At 73.2% G+C, this 19,511-nt stretch carries 13 protein-coding genes and 1 pseudogene; 12 read left to right on the forward strand and 2 right to left on the reverse strand.

Translation table 11 applies throughout. The features are described from left to right. Positions 1-17: 17 nt before the first annotated feature. Positions 18-1,367, reverse strand: a complete 1,350-nt coding sequence (gene gabT / locus AB0H53_RS08670) for a 4-aminobutyrate--2-oxoglutarate transaminase (RefSeq protein ID WP_362108948.1) — start codon at positions 1,365-1,367, stop codon at positions 18-20. A 525-nt stretch (positions 1,368-1,892) separates the two neighbouring features. Between gabT and AB0H53_RS08675 the strand changes: the two genes are divergently transcribed. The 12 genes and pseudogenes from AB0H53_RS08675 to AB0H53_RS08730 all read left to right on the forward strand — a co-directional run bounded on the left by AB0H53_RS08675 (position 1,893) and on the right by AB0H53_RS08730 (position 18,554). Then, the gene (locus AB0H53_RS08675; RefSeq protein WP_362108950.1) at positions 1,893-3,998 is read left to right on the forward strand and encodes an ATP-binding protein; all 2,106 of its coding nucleotides are present in this window, start codon (positions 1,893-1,895) and stop codon (positions 3,996-3,998) included. A gap of 96 nt (positions 3,999-4,094) precedes the next feature. After that, positions 4,095-5,657 (forward strand): PucR family transcriptional regulator, encoded by a 1,563-nt coding sequence (locus AB0H53_RS08680; protein ID WP_362108952.1) that lies wholly within the window; start codon positions 4,095-4,097, stop codon positions 5,655-5,657. A 390-nt stretch (positions 5,658-6,047) separates the two neighbouring features. Then, a complete protein-coding gene (locus AB0H53_RS08685; protein ID WP_362108954.1) occupies positions 6,048-7,028 on the forward strand; it encodes an EamA family transporter in 981 nt (326 codons plus the stop codon). 124 nt (positions 7,029-7,152) lie between these two features. Continuing rightward, on the forward strand, positions 7,153-8,598 hold the full coding sequence (locus AB0H53_RS08690) for an aldehyde dehydrogenase family protein (RefSeq protein ID WP_362108956.1): 1,446 nt from the start codon (positions 7,153-7,155) through the stop codon (positions 8,596-8,598). Positions 8,599-8,755: 157 nt separating this feature from the next. Further along, positions 8,756-10,693, forward strand: coding sequence for an acyl-CoA dehydrogenase family protein (locus tag AB0H53_RS08695; protein ID WP_362108958.1), 1,938 nt, complete (start codon positions 8,756-8,758; stop codon positions 10,691-10,693). Positions 10,694-10,784: 91 nt separating this feature from the next. After that, a pseudogene (locus AB0H53_RS08700) lies at positions 10,785-11,264 on the forward strand (3-phosphoshikimate 1-carboxyvinyltransferase); the annotation flags it as partial. Between the two features lie 61 nt (positions 11,265-11,325). Further along, the gene (gene dxr / locus AB0H53_RS08705; protein WP_362108960.1) at positions 11,326-12,576 is read left to right on the forward strand and encodes a 1-deoxy-D-xylulose-5-phosphate reductoisomerase; all 1,251 of its coding nucleotides are present in this window, start codon (positions 11,326-11,328) and stop codon (positions 12,574-12,576) included. After that, positions 12,573-13,874 carry a site-2 protease family protein gene (locus AB0H53_RS08710; RefSeq protein WP_362108962.1) on the forward strand — a complete coding sequence of 434 codons (1,302 nt, stop codon included), beginning with the start codon at positions 12,573-12,575 and terminating at the stop codon, positions 13,872-13,874. Before dxr ends, AB0H53_RS08710 begins: the two co-directional genes overlap by 4 nt. Positions 13,875-14,011: 137 nt before the next feature. Continuing rightward, positions 14,012-15,166 carry a flavodoxin-dependent (E)-4-hydroxy-3-methylbut-2-enyl-diphosphate synthase gene (gene ispG / locus AB0H53_RS08715; RefSeq protein ID WP_362108964.1) on the forward strand — a complete coding sequence of 385 codons (1,155 nt, stop codon included), beginning with the start codon at positions 14,012-14,014 and terminating at the stop codon, positions 15,164-15,166. A gap of 180 nt (positions 15,167-15,346) precedes the next feature. Beyond that, positions 15,347-16,192, forward strand: coding sequence for a GNAT family N-acetyltransferase (locus AB0H53_RS08720; RefSeq protein ID WP_362108966.1), 846 nt, complete (start codon positions 15,347-15,349; stop codon positions 16,190-16,192). Between the two features lie 16 nt (positions 16,193-16,208). Continuing rightward, positions 16,209-16,754, forward strand: a complete 546-nt coding sequence (locus AB0H53_RS08725) for a GNAT family N-acetyltransferase (protein WP_362108968.1) — start codon at positions 16,209-16,211, stop codon at positions 16,752-16,754. A gap of 105 nt (positions 16,755-16,859) precedes the next feature. Then, on the forward strand, positions 16,860-18,554 hold the full coding sequence (locus AB0H53_RS08730; protein ID WP_362108970.1) for a proline--tRNA ligase: 1,695 nt from the start codon (positions 16,860-16,862) through the stop codon (positions 18,552-18,554). A gap of 39 nt (positions 18,555-18,593) precedes the next feature. Here the strand turns inward: AB0H53_RS08730 and AB0H53_RS08735 are convergent, their stop codons facing one another. Beyond that, a complete protein-coding gene (locus AB0H53_RS08735) occupies positions 18,594-19,472 on the reverse strand; it encodes a slipin family protein (RefSeq protein WP_362108972.1) in 879 nt (292 codons plus the stop codon). Positions 19,473-19,511: the final 39 nt, after the last annotated feature.

Genomic DNA, 19,511 nt, shown 5'->3' on the forward strand with positions numbered 1-19,511 from the left:
CCCCGGATCCGGGTGCCTCAGACAGCGGCGAAGGCGGCCTCGATGATGTCCAGGCCCTCGTTGAGCAGGTCCTCGCCGATGACCAGCGGCGGCAGGAAGCGCAGCACATTGCCGTAGGTGCCGCAGGTCAGGACCAGCAGCCCCTCGGCGTGGCAGGCCTTGGCGAGCGCGCCGGCCGCCTCGGGGGCGGGCTCCTTGGTCGCCGGGTCCTTGACCAGCTCGATGGCGATCATGGCGCCGCGGCCACGGATGTCGCCGATGGCGCAACCGGGCTTGCCGGCGAACTTCTCCTGCATGGCGGTGAGGCGGCCCTTCATGACCTCCTCGATGCGCTTGGCCTTGCCGTTGAGGTCGAGCTCCTTCATCGTCTCGATGGAGCCGAGCGCACCGGCGCAGGCCACCGGGTTGCCGCCGTACGTGCCGCCCAGGCCGCCCGCGTGCGGGGCGTCCATGATCTCGGCGCGGCCGGTGACGGCGGCGAGCGGGAGACCGCCCGCGATGCCCTTGGCGGTGGTGATCAGGTCCGGGACGATGCCCTCGTCCTCGCAGGCGAACCACTGGCCGGTACGGCAGAAGCCGGACTGGATCTCGTCCGCGACGAAGACGATGCCGTTGTCCTTGGCGAACTGCGCGATGGCGGGCAGGAAGCCCTTGGCGGGCTCGATGAAGCCGCCCTCGCCGAGCACCGGCTCGATGATGATCGCGGCCACGTTGTCGGCGCCGACCTGCTTGCTGATCTGGTCGATGGCCTGGGCGGCGGCCTCCGGGCCGCAGTTCTCCGCACCGGTGGGCCAGCGGTAGCCGTAGGCCACCGGCACGCGGTACACCTCGGGCGCGAACGGGCCGAAGCCGTTCTTGTACGGCATGTTCTTGGCGGTCAGCGCCATGGTGAGGTTCGTCCGGCCGTGGTAGCCGTGGTCGAAGACGACGACGGCCTGGCGCTTGGTGTACGCACGGGCGATCTTGACGGCGTTCTCGACGGCCTCGGCGCCGCTGTTGAACAGCGCGGACTTCTTGGCGTGGTCGCCCGGGGTCAGCGCGGCCAGCGCCTCGCAGACCTCGACGTACCCCTCGTACGGCGTGACCATGAAACAGGTGTGGGTGAAGTCGGCGAGCTGGGCGCTGGCCCGGCGTACGACCGCCTCGGCGGACGCGCCCACCGACGTCACGGCGATACCGGAGCCGAAGTCGATCAGGCGGTTGCCGTCGACGTCCTCGATGACCCCGCCGCCGGCGCGGGCCGTGAAGACGGGCAGCACGGAGCCCACGCCACCCGCGACCGTGGAGAGGCGGCGGGCCTGAAGCTCCTGCGACTTCGGGCCGGGAATGGCGGTGACGACGCGGCGCTCCTGCGGGATAGCGGTCATGCGGGGCTCCTGGGGTGTTCCGGACGCGGGTGGTGACTCTTTCTTCCGCAGGCTAGGCGTGCCGGAGGGGTGCGGGCATGCGCCGTTCGGGAGTGCTGGGGGCGTGTCCTTGTCCGTGGCGGACATAGAGCGGACCGGGGCCGTGACGCCCGGGTGAGCGCGGTCGGCGCGGTGAAGGCCGCACCGGCCATCACCGTGCTCGTCGCTCCGCCGGCGCGACCGCGCCGCGACCCGGGCGGGCCCGGCGTGGGCCCGGCGCGGGGCCCGGTGCTCCTCCGGCCGGCACCCCCGCGCCGCCGCCGTGTCCGGCCGGCCCGGTCACCCCGGTGGCCCGGTGCGGCGGCCACGCCGTCCCCCCGGGGGGAGGCGGGCGGGGCCCCGGCGGCCGGGGCCCTGGAGCCGGGTCCTCGGCCGGCCGGCCCGCTGCCCGCTCCCGCGCACCGGTCCGTGCGGGGCAGGCCCCCTCAAGTGGGCGGCGGGGCACTAGATTGACGGGTGCACAGACGCGACCTGGGGGCATGGTTCATGGACACCGACGGTACGTACGACGCACGGGGCACCCACCTCCACGCCGTGCCGCCCCCGCCCCGGCACCCGCCCGCCTCCGTCACCGGCGGGACCGCGCAGTGGCTGCGGACGCCACGGCCGGCGGCCGGGCCCGGGGTGTGGCGGTTCGGGCACCGGCCCCGGCCGGAGGAGGAGCCCGACGCGGTACCGGCGCGGCGGCTGATCGCCGGGGCGCTGATCGCCCTGCTCAGCGGGTGGCTCCTGTGGTCGCTGCTCTACAACGGCTACCTCGGGCACTACTGGCTCTGGCCGCTCCTCGTGCTGACCCCCGACACCTGGCGCACCGACCCGGAGGCCTGGACCGCCGCCAGCTACGTCTACTACGCGCTCGTCGGCGGCGGGCTGCTCGTCTTCTTCGCGAGGATCGGGCACCTCCCCGAGATCTGGCGCCGGTACGCGAAGCGGAAGGAGACCCCGCCGCCGCCCCCGCCCCCGGGGGCCGATCCCGCCGACTGGCCCGACCTGCGGGACGCCGGGCTGGCCGAGGCGGCCGAGGAACTGGCCCGGGCCACCCGCTCCGGCGCCCTCGGTGACGTGGACTACGCCCGGATCCGGCGTGCCTGGCAGGGCGTGCGCACCCACCCCGCGCGCCTCGCCGCCTTCACCGACGCCGTGCGCGCCCACGGCCCCGCCGCCTGCGCGCACCCCTCCGGCGTCCGTGACCTGCCCGTGCGCACCGCCGCGCACGACCTGGCCACCGCCCAGGTGCGGATCGGCACCGTCGCCGACCACCCGCGCAACCCCTACGCCCGCCGCACCACCGGCATGGCCCTGGAGCCGGAGCTGCTGGGCACCTCGCTGCTGGCCGTAGGCCCGGCCGGTGCGGGCAAGACGGTACGGCTGACCCGCCCGGTCACCGAGTCCCTCTGCCTCCAGGCGCTCGCCAACCGCGCCGCGGTGGTCGCCGTCACCGCGCAGGGCACCGCGCTCGCGCCCGACGAGGCGTTCGACGTGGTCGTCGCCGTCGGCCGCCCGCACTCCAGCCACGACCTGGACCTGTACGGCGGCGCCGACGACCCCGACGAGGCCGCCCGCGTGCTCGCCGAGGCGCTCGTCGGGGACCTGGTGCCGGACAGCCGCCGCGCCGCCACCGCGCTGGCCCAGCTCATCGGCCCGTACCGCACGGCGTACGGCCACTTCCCGGCCGTACCGGACCTGCGTGAGCTGCTCGGCGGCGCGCCCGGGGCGCTGGCGGCCCTGCGGGCTGCGGTCGCGGCCGATCCGGCGCAACTGCGCGAGCTGGACGCCCGGGCGCGGCAGGCCGAGCGCGGCGACGACGTGGGTGTGCTGCTCGCCGAGCGGATCGCCTTCCTGGACCGGCCGGCCTTCGCCCGGTTCTTCCGCACGGGCCCGTCCACCGGTGGCGACACCGCCGGCGAACGGGTGGGCCGGGTCCGCGCGGGCGACGGCCCCGCCGGGGAGGAGGCGCCGCGGTTCTCGCTGCGCGCCATCGAACACCCGCTGAGGGTCCGCGTCGACCTGCCCGAGCGCGGCCACGCCGAGGCGTCCCGGATCATCGCCCGGCTGCTGCTGGCCCAGTTCACCGACGCGGCGCTCGGCCGTGCCGACCGGTCGCTCTTCGCCTGTCTGGTCCTCGACGACGCGACGCACACGGTCACCGCCGACTCGGTACGGGCCATCCAGCGGCTGCGCTCGGCCAACGCCGGTGTCGTCCTCGCCCTGCGCACCCTCCAGGACGTGCCGGAGCCGCTGCGCGGGCCGCTGCTGGGGGCGGTCGGCTGCCGGATGGCGTTCGCCGGACTGGCGCCCTGGGACGGCGGGCGGTTCGCGGAGACCTGGGGCACCGAGTGGGTGCAGACCCGCGATGTCACCAACCGGCAGATCATCTCCGACGAACCGCTCACCAAGGCGATGCACTTCATGCGCCGCCTGGTGACCGGACGGGCGGCGACGGCCGAGGCGGTGACGGTGCGGGAGGTGGAGCGGGAGCGCTGGTCGGCCTCCGAGCTGGCGCACGCGGTGCCGCCCGGGCACGCGGTGCTGTCCCTGACGGGTGTGCGCGGCGAGCACACCCCACCGCTCCTGGTCGACCTGCGGACATGACGTGCCGCGCCGCCCCGGGTCGTACGCCCTGGCAGAATTGAGGCACGCCGTTCATACGGGACGGCGTAATCCCCGCTCCGAAGGTCCGACGGTCCCATGCCGCCCACGCTCGCCTCGCTCGTCCAGCACTCGGCGCTCAAACTCACCGTCCGCGCCGGGGAGGACCGGCTGGACACGCCCGTCCGCTGGGCCCATGTGAGCGAGCTCGCCGACCCCGTTCCGTACATGGAGGGCGGCGAGCTGCTGCTCATCACCGGCATGAAGCTCGACGCCGAGGACCCCGAGGCCACCCGCCGCTATGTGCGGCGGCTGGTGCGCGCCGGGGTGGTCGGGCTCGGCTTCGCGGTCGGCGTCACCTACGACGAGACGCCGCAGGCCCTGGTGGAGGCCGCGCGGGAGGAGGGGCTGCCGCTGCTGGAGGTCCCGCGCCGCACGCCGTTCCTGGCCATCTCCAAGGAGGTGTCGGCGGCGATCGCGGCCGACCAGTACCGGTCGGTGACGGCCGGTTTCGAGGCGCAGCGGGAACTGACCCGGGCGGCGCTCGCCGAGGGCCCGCCGGCCGTGGTCGCCAAGCTGGCCGCCCATGTGAACGGCTGGGCCGCGCTGTACGACACCTCCGGCGCCGTGCTGGCCGCCGCCCCCGAGTGGGCGGCCCGGCGGGCCGCCCGGCTCACCGCCGACGTGGAACGGCTGCGCGAGCGGTCCGCCCCGGCGAGCGCGGTGGTCGGCGGCACCGACGACCGCGTCGAACTCCAGTCGCTGGGCACCGGACGCCGGGTGCGCGGCGCCCTGGCGGTCGGCACGGGCGCGCCCCTGGGGACGGCGGAACGTTACGCCGTGCACTCGGCCGTCGCCCTGCTCACCCTCACCACGGAACGCTCCCGCTCCCTCCAGGCGGCCGAGCAGCGGCTCGGCGCCGCCGTGCTGCGGATGCTGCTCTCCGGACAGCCGGACCACGCCCGCGCGGTCGCCGGCGACCTGTACGGCACCCTCCTCGACGCCCCCTTCCGCCTGCTGATCGCCGAACCCGCCGGAGAGCGGGACCCGGGTGCCGAACCGGCTCTCCCGGCGCTCGCCGAGGCCCTGGAGGCGGCGGCCGCCCACGCCGGGGAGGCGGTGCTGACGGTGCCGGAGAGCGAGGAGCGCCTGGTGGTGCTGGCCGGCGACGGGGGAGCGGTGGTCTCGGCGTGTGACGCGTACGCCGAGCAGGAGGCGGAGGAGGCGGAGGCGTTCATCGGCCTGTCCGCGCCGGCCGGCCCGGTCGCGGCCGCCTCCGCGTACAAGCAGGCCGAACAGGCCCTCTCGGTGGCCCGCAGGCGTGGCCGGGCACTGGTCGAGCACGAGGAGCTGGCGGCGGGCTCCGTGCTGCCGCTGCTCGCCGACGACGCCGTACGGGCCTTCGCCGACGGACTGCTGCGCGCGCTGCGCGAGCACGACGCCACCGGCCGGGGCGACCTGGTCGCCTCCCTGCGCGCCTGGCTGTCCCGCCACGGCCAGTGGGACGCCGCCGCCGCGGACCTGGGCGTGCACCGCCACACGCTCCGCTACCGGATGCGCCGCGTGGAGGAGATCCTGGGCCGTTCCCTGGACGACCCGGACGTACGGATGGAGCTGTGGCTGGCCCTGAAGACCACGGCGGGCGAGAGCGCGGGGAAGTAACCCCCCCACCCGGCCGCGCACCGGCCACCGGCCGCACCGGCCGCGCACCGGGGCCGCGCGCCCGGCCCCGGTGCCCGGACCCCGCCCTCGGGCGTGACCGGGTCCCCGGACTCCCGGCCCGCCGGACGGGACCACGGGCTCCGCCGGCCGCCAGCGGGAACCCCGCGGACCGCCGGCCGTCGGGGAGCCTGGCCGACCGCGGGCGCCGACGCACCGCCACCCGTCCCCGGGACGGCCCGCGTCGCCGGCGGGGGCGGTTCGGGCGCAGCTCCTCCCCGTACCGAGGCCACCGAGACCTACCGAGACCACAGCGCATCGAACCCGCCACATCTGCCCGGAACCGGGCAGGATTCCTGGCCTGGGTCGGGGAGAGTCCATAGTCTCCTGCGCATGACAACTGCTCCCGTCGACCCCGAGCAGGCGCCGACCCCGCCCGCCGCCCCCGACGCGCCGCTCCCGCTCCCGCCCGCCGGTCCCGCCCGCCGCACCGGCGGCGCCGCCCTGTGGGGGGCCCTGGCGATCGTGTACGTCGTATGGGGGTCGACCTACCTCGGCATCCGGGTCGTCGTCGAGACCATGCCGCCCTTCCTCTCCGCCGGCGCCCGGTTCGTGACCGCCGGGCTGGTCCTCGCCGCCCTGCTGGCCTGGCGGAACGGCATCGCCGTGCTCCGGGTGACCCGCGCCCGACTGGCCTCCGCCGCCGTCGTCGGACTGCTGCTCCTGCTGGGCGGCAACGGGCTCGTGGTGCTCGCCGAGACCACCGTGCCCTCGGGGCTCGCCGCGCTGCTCATCGCCGTCGTACCGGCCTGGGTCGTGCTGCTGCGCACGGCCTTCGGGGAACGGCCGGGGCTCGGCGCCTGGACCGGGGTGCTGCTCGGGCTCGCCGGCCTGGCCGTGCTCACCCTGCCCGGCCTCAGCGGCGACGTGCGCATCGGCGGCGTGCTCACGGTGATCGTGGCGACCGTGATGTGGTCGGTGGGGTCCTTCGCCTCGTCACGGATACCGATGCCCGCCAACGCCTTCACCGCCAGCGCCTACGAGATGCTCGCCGGCGGGCTCGGCTGCCTGCTGCTCGGGCTGGCCCGGGGCGAGCAGCGCGGCCTGGACGTCTCCGCCTTCTCCGCCCGCTCCTGGACCGCTCTGGCCTACCTCGTCGTCTTCGGCTCACTGCTGGCCTTCACCGCGTACGCCTGGCTGATCCAGACCGCCCCCCTCTCGCTCGTCGCGACCTATGCCTACGTCAACCCGGTCGTCGCCGTGGCCCTGGGCGCCCTGATCCTCGGTGAGCCGCTGACCTGGCCCATCGCCCTGGGCGGCGCGATCGTGGTGGCCGGCGTCTGCCTCATCGTCAGCACCGGCCGGCGGTCGTGACCTGCCGAACCGGCGGATCCGGCCGCCCGACCACTCCACCACGGACAAACCACACGCCGAGTCCCCGGCCCTACCGTGTGAGCAGAGAAGACCCCCACTACCTCGGAAGGGCCGGGACACGCGAATGACTGCCACCCACGCCTTCTGGCTCGCCGGCCGCGAGGCCACCGGCGAGACCACCTTCGACGTCACCTCCCCCTGGGACGGCCGCCTCGTCGGCCAGGTCAGCGTGCCCAGCGAGGCCCAGGTCGAAGAGGCCGTGGCCGCCGCGCACGCCGTCGTGGACGAGTTCGCCGCGACCCCCGCCCACGTCCGCGCCGCCGCCCTCGACCACGTGTCGAAGCGGCTCGCCGAGCGCACCGAGGAGATCGCCCGGCTGATCTCCGCCGAGAACGGCAAGCCCATCAAGTGGGCCCGCGGCGAGGTCGGCCGCGCCGTGTCCGTGTTCCGGTTCGCCGCCGAGGAGGCCCGCCGCTTCAACGGCGGCGACGCCCAGCGCCTCGACACCGACGCCGGCGGCACCGGCCGCCTCGGCCTCACCCGCCGCTTCCCCAAGGGCGTCGTCCTCGGCATCGCGCCGTTCAACTTCCCGTTGAACCTGTGCGCCCACAAGGTGGCCCCGGCCATCGCCGTCGGCGCGCCGATCATCCTCAAGCCGGCCCCCGCCACCCCGCTGTCCGGCCTGATCCTCGGCGAGCTCCTGGCCGAGACCGACCTGCCGGCCGGCTCCTGGTCCGTGCTGCCGGTGCTCAACGAGTCGATGCCCGCCCTGGTCGAGGACGAGCGCCTGCCGGTCATCTCCTTCACCGGCTCGGACAAGGTCGGTTACGCCATTCAGAAGTCGGTGCCGCACAAGCACTGCACCCTGGAGCTGGGCGGCAACGCCGCCGCGGTCGTGCTCGGCGACTGGTCCTCCGAGGAGGACCTCGACTGGGCGGCCACCCGCATCGCCACCTTCTCCAACTACCAGGGCGGCCAGTCTTGCATCTCGGTGCAGCGGGTCGTGGTGGACGCCTCCGTCTACGACCGCCTGGTCACCAAGGTCGTCGCGGCCGTCGAGGCCCAGGGCACCGGTGACCCGTCCGACGACGCCACCGACGTCGGCCCGCTGGTCAGCGAGGACGCCGCCAAGCGGGTCGAGTCCTGGGTGGAGGAGGCGGTGAACGCCGGTGCCAAGCTGCTCACCGGCGGCAAGCGCGACGGCGCGACCTACGCCCCGACCGTGCTGGAGAACCTGCCCGACGACACCACCCTCGCCTGCGAGGAGGTCTTCGGCCCGGTCCTGACCCTGCACAAGGTCGACGGCGAGGCCGAGGCCTTCGCCAAGGTCAACGACTCCAAGTTCGGCCTCCAGGCGGGCGTCTTCACGCACGACCTGCGGACCGCGTTCCGCGCCCACCGCGCCCTGGAGGTCGGCGGCGTGATCATCGGCGACGTCCCGTCCTACCGCGCCGACCAGATGCCGTACGGCGGCGCCAAGCAGTCCGGTGTGGGCCGCGAGGGCGTGCGCTACGCGATGGACGACTACACGTACGAGCGGGTGCTGGTCCTCACCGGCCTCGCCCTCTGACCGAGGTCACCCGTACGCAGCAAGCCGACGGCCGGAGCCCACTGTGCGGGGGCTCCGGCCGTCTTTTCGTATGTGCCGGAATCGGGTAGATACGGTCGAGTAACCGGCCGGTGGGAACAACCGGCCGCCCCCGACTCCGCGGCGAGGTGAGCCCACCATGTCCGGCCCCCACCACAAGCCCAAGGTCTCCGAACGCGAAGCACGCCAGGTCGCCGAGGCGGCCCGCGAACAGGACTGGCGCAAGCCCAGCTTCGCCAAGGAGCTGTTCCTCGGCCGTTTCCGGCTCGACCTGATCCACCCGCACCCGCTGCCGCCCACCGAGGACGCCCAGCGCGGCGAGGAGTTCCTGGCCAAGCTGCGGGACTTCTGCGAGACCAAGGTCGACGGCGCTCTGATCGAGCGCGAGGCCCGCATCCCGGACGCCGTCATCGACGGCCTCAAGGAGCTGGGCGCCCTCGGGATGAAGATCGACCCCAAGTACGGCGGGCTCGGCCTCACCCAGGTGTACTACAACAAGGCCCTCGCCCTGGTCGGCTCGGCGAGCCCGGCCGTGGGCGCGCTGCTCTCCGCCCATCAGTCGATCGGCGTACCGCAGCCGCTGAAGATCTTCGGCACCCCGGAGCAGAAGGAAACCTTCCTGCCTCGCCTGGCCCGTACCGACATCTCCGCCTTCCTGCTGACCGAGCCGGACGTCGGCTCCGACCCCGCCCGGCTGGCCACCACCGCCGTCCCGGACGGCGACGACTACGTCCTCGACGGCGTGAAGCTGTGGACCACCAACGGCGTGGTCGCCGACCTGCTCGTCGTCATGGCCCGGGTACCGAGGTCGGAGGGTCACAAGGGCGGCATCACCGCCTTCGTCGTCGAAGCGGCCTCGCCCGGCATCACCGTGGAGAACCGCAACGCCTTCATGGGGCTGCGCGGCCTGGAGAACGGCGTCACCCGCTTCCACCAGGTCCGCGTCCCCGCCGCCAACCGCATCGGCCCCGAGGGAGCCGGTCTCCGGATCGCGCTGACCACGCTCAACACCGGCCGGCTCTCCCTGCCCGCCATGTGCGCCGGTGCCGGCAAGTGGTGCCTGAAGATCGCCCGCGAATGGTCCGCCGTGCGCGAGCAGTGGGGCAAGCCGGTCGCCCACCACGAAGCCGTGGGCGCCAAGATCTCCTTCATCGCGGCCACCACCTTCGCCCTCGAAGCGGTACTGGACCTGTCCAGCCAGATGGCCGACGAGGACCGCAACGACATCCGCATCGAAGCGGCCCTCGCCAAGCTGTACGGCTCCGAGATGGCCTGGCTCATGGCCGACGAACTGGTCCAGATCCGCGGCGGGCGCGGCTTCGAGACCGCCGACTCGCTGGCCGCAAGGGGCGAGCGGGCCGTGCCCGCCGAGCAGATGCTGCGCGACCTGCGGATCAACCGCATCTTCGAGGGCTCGACCGAGATCATGCACCTGCTGATCGCCCGTGAGGCCGTCGACGCGCACCTCTCGGTGGCCGGCGACATCATCGACCCCGACAAGTCCCTCGGCGACAAGGCGAGGGCGGGTGCCCAGGCGGGCGTCTTCTACGCCCGCTGGCTGCCCAAGCTGGTCCTCGGCCCCGGCCGGCTCCCGGGCTCCTACGGCGAGTTCCACCCGCCCGGCCACGCCGACCTCTCCCCGCACCTGCGCTACGTGGAGCGCTCGGCGCGCAAGCTGGCCCGCTCCACCTTCTACGGGATGTCCCGCTGGCAGGGCCGGATGGAGACCAAGCAGGGCTTCCTCGGTCGGATCGTGGACATCGGCGCGGAGCTGTTCGCGATGAGCGCCACCTGCGTACGCGCCGAACTGCTGCGCACCACCGAGGCGCACGGCCGTGAGGCGTACCAGCTCGCCGACGCGTTCTGCCACCAGTCCCGGCTGCGTGTCGAGGAGCTCTTCGGCCGCCTCTGGGACAACACCGACGACCTCGACCGCAAGGTCGTCAAGGGCGTCCTGTCCGGCACGTACGGCTGGCTGGAGGAGGGCATCGTCGACCCCAGCGGCGACGGTCCGTGGATCGCCGACGCCACCCCGGGTCCCTCCACCCACGAGAACGTCCACCGCCCCATCCGCTGACCAGGAAGTGGGGGACGCGCGGCGCCCGCCCGGCCCCGAACGGCAGGGTGGGCGCCGTGACCGTCATCGACATCCCCGGCTCCAGGTCCGTCTCCAGGGCGACCCGGCCTTCGCCGACGTGCTGCGCCGCATGGGTGCCGAGGTGCGCACCACCGCCGAGGCCAGCACCGTGCGCGGCACCGGCCGGCTGCGCGGGCTCACCGTGAACGTGCGGGACATCTCCGACACCATGCCGACCCTGGCCGCCCTCGCCCCGTTCGCCGACGGCCCGGTCCGTATCGAGGACGTCGCCAACACCCGCGTCAAGGAGTGCGACCGGCTGGCGGCCCGCGCCGAGAACCCGCGCCGCCTGGGCATCACGGCCACCACCGGCCCCGACTGGATCGAGATCCTCCCGGGCACCCCGCGCCCGGCCGAGATCGCCACCCACGGCGACCACCGCGTCGTGATGTCGTTCGCCGTCACCGCCCTGCGCACGCCCGGGATCCGGTTCGACGACCCCGGTCGCGTACGGAAGACCTTCCCCGCCTTCCACCGGGTGTTCGAAGCGCACTGGCGCGTCACCGGCTGAAAACGCCACGACGGGGGACACCGGGTCGGGGCACCCCGCCGATGCGGCAAGAATGGGGGGCATGAGCGACAGCCCAGCCCCCCTCGCCGACCCGCACATCGCCTTCGATCCGGCCGAAGGCCGCCGGGACATCGTCGTCCTCGGCTCCACCGGGTCCATCGGCACCCAGGCCATCGACCTGGTCCTGCGCAACCCCGACCGGTTCCGCGTCACCGCCCTTTCCGCCGCCGGCGGCCGGGCCGGGCTGCTCGCCGAGCAGGCGCGCCGTCTGCGGGTCCGTACGGTGGCGGTGGCCCGCGAGGACGCCGTGCCCGCGCTGCGGGAGGCGCTGAGGGAGAACTACGGCTCCGAGCCACTGCCGGAGATCCTCGCCGGACCGGACGCCGCCGCCCAGCTCGCGGCCTCCCCGTGCCACACGGTGCTCAACGGCATCACCGGGTCCATCGGCCTGGCCCCGACCCTCGCCGCCCTCGAAGCGGGCCGCACCCTCGCCCTCGCCAACAAGGAGTCGCTGATCGTCGGCGGCCCGCTGGTGAAGGCCGTCGCCAAGCCGGGCCAGATCATCCCGGTCGACTCCGAGCACGCCGCCCTGTTCCAGGCGCTGGCCGCCGGCTCCCGGGGCGATGTGCGCAAGCTCGTCGTCACCGCGTCCGGCGGCCCCTTCCGCGGCCGTACCAGGGCCGAGCTGGCCCATGTCACCCGGGAGGACGCGCTGGCGCACCCCACCTGGGCCATGGGCCCGGTGATCACCGTCAACAGCGCGACACTCGTCAACAAGGGCCTCGAAGTGATCGAGGCGCACCTGCTGTACGACATCCCCTTCGACCGCATCGAGGTCGTCGTGCACCCCCAGTCGTACGTCCACTCGATGGTGGAGTTCACGGACGGCTCCACCCTCGCCCAGGCCACCCCGCCCGACATGCGCGGGCCGATCGCCATCGGCATCGGCTGGCCCGAGCGGGTCCCCGACGCGGCCCCCGCCTTCGACTGGTCCAAGGCGTCGAGCTGGGAGTTCTTCCCGCTGGACACCGAGGCCTTCCCCTCGGTGGGCCTGGCCCGGCGGGTGGGCGAGCTGGGCGGCACCGCCCCGGCGGTGTTCAACGCGGCCAACGAGGAGTGCGTGGCGGCGTTCCTCGCCGGACGGCTGCCGTTCAACGGCATCATGGATACGGTGACCGCCGTGGTCACCGAACACGGGGCGCCCGACCGGGGAACCCCGCTGACGGTGACGGACGTCCTAGAGGCCGAGACCTGGGCACGTGCCCGGGCCCGGGAACTGGCGGCTGAGGCGACCGCGGAGGCGCGCGCATGACCATTGTTCTGACGATCCTGGGCATCGCGCTCTTCGCCGTCGGGCTGCTCGTGTCCATCGCGTGGCACGAGCTCGGCCACCTCTCCACGGCCAAGCTCTTCGGCATCCGCGTACCGCAGTACATGGTCGGCTTCGGGCCCACCCTCTGGTCGCGGCAGAAGGGCGAGACGGAGTACGGCATCAAGGCCATCCCGGCCGGCGGCTACATCCGGATGATCGGCATGTTCCCGCCGGGCGAGGACGGCCGGATCGAGGCCCGGTCCACCTCGCCGTGGCGCGGCATGATCGAGGACGCCCGCTCGGCCGCGTACGAGGAGCTCCGGCCCGGCGACGAGACCCGGCTGTTCTACACGCGCAAGCCGTGGAAGCGCGTCATCGTGATGTTCGCCGGCCCCTTCATGAACCTGGTCCTGGCCGTCGCCATCTTCCTCGGCGTCTGCATGACCTTCGGCATGCAGACCGAGACCACCCAGGTCGCCGGCGTCCAGAAGTGCGTCATCGAGCAGAGCGAGAAGCGCGACACCTGCGCCAAGGGCGACCCGGTCTCGCCCGCCCACGCCGCCGGCCTGAAGGCGGGCGACCGGATCGTCGCCTTCGACGGCGAGCGCGTCGACGACTGGCCCGAGCTGTCCGCCCGCATCCGCGACACCATCGGCCCGGCCACCCTGACCGTCGTGCGCGACGGCAGGGAACTGGTCCTGCACCCCACGCTCATCAAGAACGAGGTGGTCGCCAAGGACGCCGACGGCAAGGTGATCCCGGAGGAGTACGTACCCGCCGGCTACCTGGGCTTCGCCGCGAAGACCGAGATCCTGCCGCTCAGCTTCGGCCAGTCCGTGGACCGCATGGGCGACATGATCGAGAGCGGTGTCGACTCCGTCCTCGCCCTGCCGTCCAAGATCCCCGACCTGTGGGCCGCCGCCTTCGGCGACGGCGAGCGCAAGGCCGACTCCCCGGTGGGCGTGGTCGGCGCGGCCCGCATCAGCGGTGAGGTGATGAACCTCGACATCCCGGCGCAGAACATCGTCGCCTCGTTCCTGATGCTCCTGGCCACCTTCAACCTCTCGCTGTTCCTGTTCAACATGCTGCCGCTGCTGCCCCTGGACGGCGGGCACATCGCGGGCGCGCTGTGGGAGTCGTTGCGCCGGCACGTGGCCAAGGTCTTCCGTCGCCCCGACCCGGGCCCGTTCGACGTGGCCAAGCTGATGCCGGTCGCCTATGTGGTGGCGGGAATCTTCATCTGTTTCACGCTCCTCGTGCTGGTCGCGGACATCGTGAACCCGGTGAAGATCTCCTAGCGGTACGCGCGGGCGAGCCGTCCGGCGAGGCCGGGCACCCCCTGGGTGTCCGGCCGCGTCCGTGCGAAGCGGTAATCTCGGAGGCTGGAGCCCGCCGATCTCGGGACCTCGATCCACACCTTGGGGTTGCACAGCAGATGACCGCGATTTCTCTCGGTATCCCGTCCGTACCGACCAAGCTCGCCGAGCGCAGGGTCAGCCGCAAGATCCAGGTCGGGTCGGTGGCCGTGGGCGGTGACGCCCCGGTGTCGGTGCAGTCGATGACGACGACCAGGACGTCGGACATCGGTGCGACGTTGCAGCAGATCGCGGAGCTGACCGCGTCCGGCTGCCAGATCGTGCGGGTGGCGTGCCCGACGCAGGACGACGCGGACGCCCTGCCGGTGATCGCGCGCAAGTCGCAGATCCCGGTCATCGCCGACATCCACTTCCAGCCGAAGTACGTGTTCGCGGCGATCGACGCGGGCTGTGCGGCGGTGCGGGTGAACCCGGGCAACATCAAGCAGTTCGACGACAAGGTCAAGGAGATCGCCAAGGCGGCGGGCGACGCCGGGGTGCCCATCCGGATCGGCGTGAACGCCGGATCGCTGGACAAGCGGCTGCTGGAGAAGTACGGCAGGGCCACGCCGGAGGCGCTGGTGGAGTCGGCGCTGTGGGAGGCGTCGCTGTTCGAGGAGCACGGCTTCCGCGACATCAAGATCTCCGTCAAGCACAACGACCCGGTCGTGATGATCGCCGCGTACCGGCAGCTGGCGGCGGCCAGCGACTACCCCCTGCACCTCGGGGTGACCGAGGCGGGTCCGGCCTTCCAGGGCACGATCAAGTCGGCGGTCGCCTTCGGGGCGCTGCTCAGCGAGGGGATCGGTGACACGATCCGGGTCTCGCTGTCCGCCCCGCCGGCCGAGGAGGTCAAGGTGGGCATCCAGATCCTGGAGTCGCTCAACCTGCGCCAGCGGCGTCTGGAGATCGTCTCGTGCCCGTCGTGCGGCCGGGCGCAGGTGGACGTGTACAAGCTGGCCGACGAGGTGACGGCGGGCCTGGAGGGCATGGAGGTGCCGCTGCGGGTCGCCGTCATGGGCTGTGTCGTCAACGGCCCCGGCGAGGCCCGTGAGGCCGACCTCGGGGTGGCCTCCGGCAACGGCAAGGGCCAGATCTTCGTCAAGGGCGAGGTCATCAAGACCGTCCCGGAGTCCAAGATCGTCGAGACCCTGATCGAGGAAGCCATGAAGATCGCCGAGCAGATGGAGAAGGACGGCATCCCCTCCGGCGAACCGCAGGTCTCCATCAGCTGACCCGGCAGCCCGCCCCCCCGGTACGTCCCGAAGCCCCGTCGCGCTGCCCGCGGCGGGGCTTCGCGCCGCCCGCCCCCGTCCCGCCGGGCGCCCGGCTCACGGCCCGGGCGACCCGACATGGCCTCCGCCACGCCGGGTACAGTGCCAGGACCTGTCAGACCGCATGGTGAGGCCCCCCTCGTGTTGACGCAGACCACCACCCGGGTCCTCGAACCCAGCGACCTCGGCGCGGCGCTCGCCGTCCTGGAGAGCGACCCCGTCGCCAACGCCTTCGTCACCTCCCGCGTCCAGGCCGCGGGGCTCGACCCCTGGCGCCTCGGCGGCGAGATGTGGGGCTGGTACGCCGACGGGCGGCTGCGCTCGCTGTGCTACTCGGGCGCCAACCTGGTGCCCGTCGGCGCGACCCCGGAAGCCGTCCGCGCCTTCGCCGACCGCGCCCGCCGGGCCGGCCGCCGCTGCTCCTCCATCGTCGGCCCGGCCGGACCCACCGCCAGGCTGTGGCGGCTGCTCGAACCGAGCTGGGGCCCCGCCCGCGACGTGCGCCCCAACCAGCCGCTGATGGTCGCCGACCGCCCCTCGCCGGACATCACGCCCGACCCGTACGTGCGCCGCGTCCGCAAGGACGAGATGGACGTGATCATGCCGGCGTGCGTGGCGATGTTCACCGAGGAGGTGGGCGTCTCACCGGTGGCCGGCGACGGCGGGCTGCTCTACCAGGCCCGCGTCGCCGAACTCGTCGGCTCGGGCCGGTCCTTCGCGCGCGTCGAGGACGGCAAGGTCGTCTTCAAGGCCGAGATCGGCGCGGCGACCTCGCGGGCCTGCCAGATCCAGGGCGTGTGGGTGGCCCCCGAGCACCGGGGGCGGGGCCTGTCGGAGACCGGCATGGCGGCCGTGCTGCGCTACGCGCTCGCCGATGTCGCCCCGCTCGTCAGCCTGTACGTCAACGACTACAACGCCCCCGCCCGCGCCGCGTACCGCCGCGTCGGCTTCCGCGAGGTCGGCGCTTTCATGAGCGTGCTCTTCTGAAGCTAGGGTTCGGCGCATGGATGACGTGGATGACGTCGCGGTGGGACCGGTCGACCTCGCCGTGCGCGTGGACGACGCCCTCGCCGTGCAGGCCCTCGCCTTCGGACTGAGCGAGGAGGAGGTCGCGGTGCGCCGCCACATCGTGCTGCGCCACCTGCTCAGCCCCGGCGCCCGCGCGTACGGCGCGCTGACCGGCGACGGGCGGCTGGTCGGCTTCGTGTACGGGATGCCCAACGACCGCGCCCACTGGTGGTCCACCGTCGTGGAGCCGTACCTGCGCAACACCGGCACCGACGACTGGCTGGACGGCTCCTTCGTCATCACCGAGCTCCACGTCCACCCCGCCTTCCAGGGCCGGGGCATCGGCCGCGAGCTGATCACCACCATCACCGACACCGCGGAGGAGCCGCGCTCCATCCTCTCCGCCATCGACATCGAGAACCCGGCCCGCAAGCTGTACCGCGCGCTCGGCTACGAGGACCTGGCCCGCCGGGTGCACTTCCCGAGCGCGGCGAAGCCGTACGCCGTGATGGGGGCGGCGCTGCCGCTGCGGCGGGGGTGAGGGGCGCCCGGCCGCCGCGGTGGGCGGCCCCAACTGATTTCCGCCAGCAGGTACCCCAGGGCTAACCTCCTAGCCATCACACTTTTCACCGCAGGAGAGTTCCCCATGGCCCAGGTCCAGCGCATGTCCCGGTTGATGGTCAAGACACTGCGCGACGACCCGGCGGACGCCGAGACGCTCAGCCACAAGCTGCTCGTCCGCGCCGGTTACGTCCGCCGCAACGCCGCGGGCATCTGGTCCTGGCTGCCGCTCGGCATGAAGGTCCTGGAGAACGTCTCGCGCGTGGTGCGCGAGGAGATGGACGCGATCGGCGCGCAGGAGGTCCTGCTGCCCGCGCTGCTGCCCAAGGAGCCCTACGAGGCGACCGGCCGCTGGGAGGAGTACGGCGCCGAGCTGTTCCGCCTGAAGGACCGCAAGGGCGGCGACTACCTGCTCGGCCCCACCCACGAGGAGATCTTCACCCAGCTGGTCAAGGACCAGTGCACGTCCTACAAGGACCTGCCGGTGATCCTCTACCAGATCCAGACCAAGTACCGCGACGAGGCCCGTCCCCGTTCCGGCATCCTGCGCGGCCGCGAGTTCCAGATGAAGGACTCGTACTCCTTCGACACCACCGACGAGGGCCTGGCCGAGTCGTACGCGCTGCACCGCCAGGCGTACATCAAGATCTTCGACCGGCTCGGCCTCCGGCACAAGATCGTCTCCGCGGTGTCGGGCGCCATGGGCGGCTCGGCCTCCGAGGAGTTCCTGGCCCCGGCCGCCGCCGGCGAGGACACCTTCGTCCACTGCCCGAACTGCGACTACGCCGCCAACACGGAGGCCGTCACGTTCCAGCAGCAGCCGGAGGACCCGACCGCGCACGGCCCGGTCGAGGAGCTGGACACCCCCGACACGCCGACCATCGAGACGCTCGCCGCGCACCTGGGCGTCCCGGCCTCCCACACATTGAAGAACCTGCTGGTCAAGGTGGACGGCGAGATCGTCGCGGTCGGTGTGCCCGGCGACCGGGAGGTGGACCTCGGCAAGCTGGAGGACCACCTGGCCCCGGCCGTCGTCGAGCTGGTCACCGCCGAGGACTTCGAGGGCCGCGCCGACCTGGTGCGCGGCTACGTCGGCCCGCGGGGCCTCGACAAGGTCCGGTACATCGCCGACCCGCGCGTCTCGCCCGGTACGGCCTGGATCACCGGGGCCAACAAGCCCGGCACGCACGCGAGGAACGTCGTCGCCGGGCGGGACTTCGAGGTCGACCAGTACCTGGACGTCGTCGTGGTCCAGGACGGCGACCCCTGCCCCCACTGCGGCACCGGCCTGAAGCTGGACCGCGCCATCGAGATCGGCCACATCTTCCAGCTCGGCCGCAAGTACGCCGACGCCTTCCAGCTCGACGTCCTGGGCCAGAACGGCAAGCCGGTCCGCGTCACCATGGGCTCGTACGGCATCGGGGTCTCCCGCGCGGTCGCGGCCCTGGCCGAGCAGCACGCCGACGAGCAGGGCCTGTGCTGGCCCCGCGAGATCGCCCCGGCCGACGTCCACGTGGTCGCCGCCGGCAAGGCGCTCCAGACCGAGCTGGCGCTCGACGTGTCGGAGAAGCTGCGGGAGGCCGGTCTGCGCGTCCTGGTCGACGACCGGGCGGGTGTCTCCCCGGGGGTGAAGTTCACCGACGCGGAGCTGATCGGCGTACCGAAGATCCTGGTCGCGGGCCGCCGCTCGGCCGAGGGCGTCCTGGAGCTGAAGGACCGCCGCACTGGTGAGCGCGAGGAGCTGACGGTCGACGAGGCGATCGCCCGCCTCGGCGCCTGACCACCCGCGCGACGCCGCCCGCGGCGGTCCGCGCGGCCGTCACATGCAGCCCGCCGTACCGGCGTCGTCGTCCCGCACCGGGACGGGCGGCGCCGGTTCGTGTATGTGGTGCACCAGGTGCGGCTGCGGCTGGGTCTGCGCCGGCTGGGCGGGCGGGTTCTGGGCGGCCCGCTCCAGGAAGCGCAGCAGCTCCACCGGGAAGGGGAGCACCAGCGTCGAGTTCTTCTCGGCGGCGACCGCCACCACGGTCTGCAGCAGCCGCAGTTGGAGGGCGGCGGGCTGCGCGGACATCTCCGAGGCCGCCTCCGCCAGCTTCTTCGACGCCTGGAGCTCGGCGTCCGCGTTGATGACGCGGGCCCGCCGCTCGCGGTCGGCCTCGGCCTGGCGGGCCATCGAGCGCTTCATCGTCTCCGGCAGCGAGACGTCCTTGATCTCCACCCGGTCGATGGTCACGCCCCATTCCACCGCCGGGTTGTCGATCATCAGTTCCAGCCCCTGGTTGAGCTTCTCCCGGTTGGAGAGCAGGTCGTCCAGGTCGCTCTTGCCGATGATCGAGCGCAGTGAGGTCTGGGCGATCTGGGAGACCGCGAACCGGTAGTCCTCGACCCGGATGATCGCCGCCGCCGGGTCCACGACCTTGAAGTACACCACCGCGTCCACCCGGACCGTGACGTTGTCGCGGGTGATGCCCTCCTGGGCGGGCACCGGCATGGTCACGATCTGCATGTTGACCTTGTGCAGCCGGTCGACGAACGGCACGACCAGTGTGAAACCGGGCGACCGGACGCCGCTGCGGAGCCGGCCGAACCGCAGCACCACACCTCTCTCGTACTGCTTGACGATCCGGGCGGCGGCCGCCAGGCCCACCGCGCCCACGGACCCCGTCGCCGCGACCGCCGCGATCAGCTCCTCGACCATGACAACCCCCTGCCGTCCGAGCCGGGTGTTACGGGTGCG

Origin of the sequence: Streptomyces sp. NPDC050856, from assembly GCF_040653855.1 — a bacterium.
Lineage (GTDB): Bacteria > Actinomycetota > Actinomycetes > Streptomycetales > Streptomycetaceae > Streptomyces.

Excerpts from the sequence above, each read along its gene's own strand:
- gabT (WP_362108948.1), bottom strand. The coding sequence starts at position 1,367 with ATGACCGCTATCCCGCAGGAGCGCCGCGTCGTCACCGCCATTCCCGGC.
- AB0H53_RS08675 (WP_362108950.1), top strand. The coding sequence starts at position 1,893 with ATGGACACCGACGGTACGTACGACGCACGGGGCACCCACCTCCACGCC.
- AB0H53_RS08680 (WP_362108952.1), top strand. The coding sequence starts at position 4,095 with ATGCCGCCCACGCTCGCCTCGCTCGTCCAGCACTCGGCGCTCAAACTC.
- AB0H53_RS08685 (WP_362108954.1), top strand. The coding sequence starts at position 6,048 with ATGACAACTGCTCCCGTCGACCCCGAGCAGGCGCCGACCCCGCCCGCC.
- AB0H53_RS08690 (WP_362108956.1), top strand. The coding sequence starts at position 7,153 with ATGACTGCCACCCACGCCTTCTGGCTCGCCGGCCGCGAGGCCACCGGC.
- AB0H53_RS08695 (WP_362108958.1), top strand. The coding sequence starts at position 8,756 with ATGTCCGGCCCCCACCACAAGCCCAAGGTCTCCGAACGCGAAGCACGC.
- dxr (WP_362108960.1), top strand. The coding sequence starts at position 11,326 with ATGAGCGACAGCCCAGCCCCCCTCGCCGACCCGCACATCGCCTTCGAT.
- AB0H53_RS08710 (WP_362108962.1), top strand. The coding sequence starts at position 12,573 with ATGACCATTGTTCTGACGATCCTGGGCATCGCGCTCTTCGCCGTCGGG.
- ispG (WP_362108964.1), top strand. The coding sequence starts at position 14,012 with ATGACCGCGATTTCTCTCGGTATCCCGTCCGTACCGACCAAGCTCGCC.
- AB0H53_RS08725 (WP_362108968.1), top strand. The coding sequence starts at position 16,209 with ATGGATGACGTGGATGACGTCGCGGTGGGACCGGTCGACCTCGCCGTG.
- AB0H53_RS08730 (WP_362108970.1), top strand. The coding sequence starts at position 16,860 with ATGGCCCAGGTCCAGCGCATGTCCCGGTTGATGGTCAAGACACTGCGC.
- AB0H53_RS08735 (WP_362108972.1), bottom strand. The coding sequence starts at position 19,472 with ATGGTCGAGGAGCTGATCGCGGCGGTCGCGGCGACGGGGTCCGTGGGC.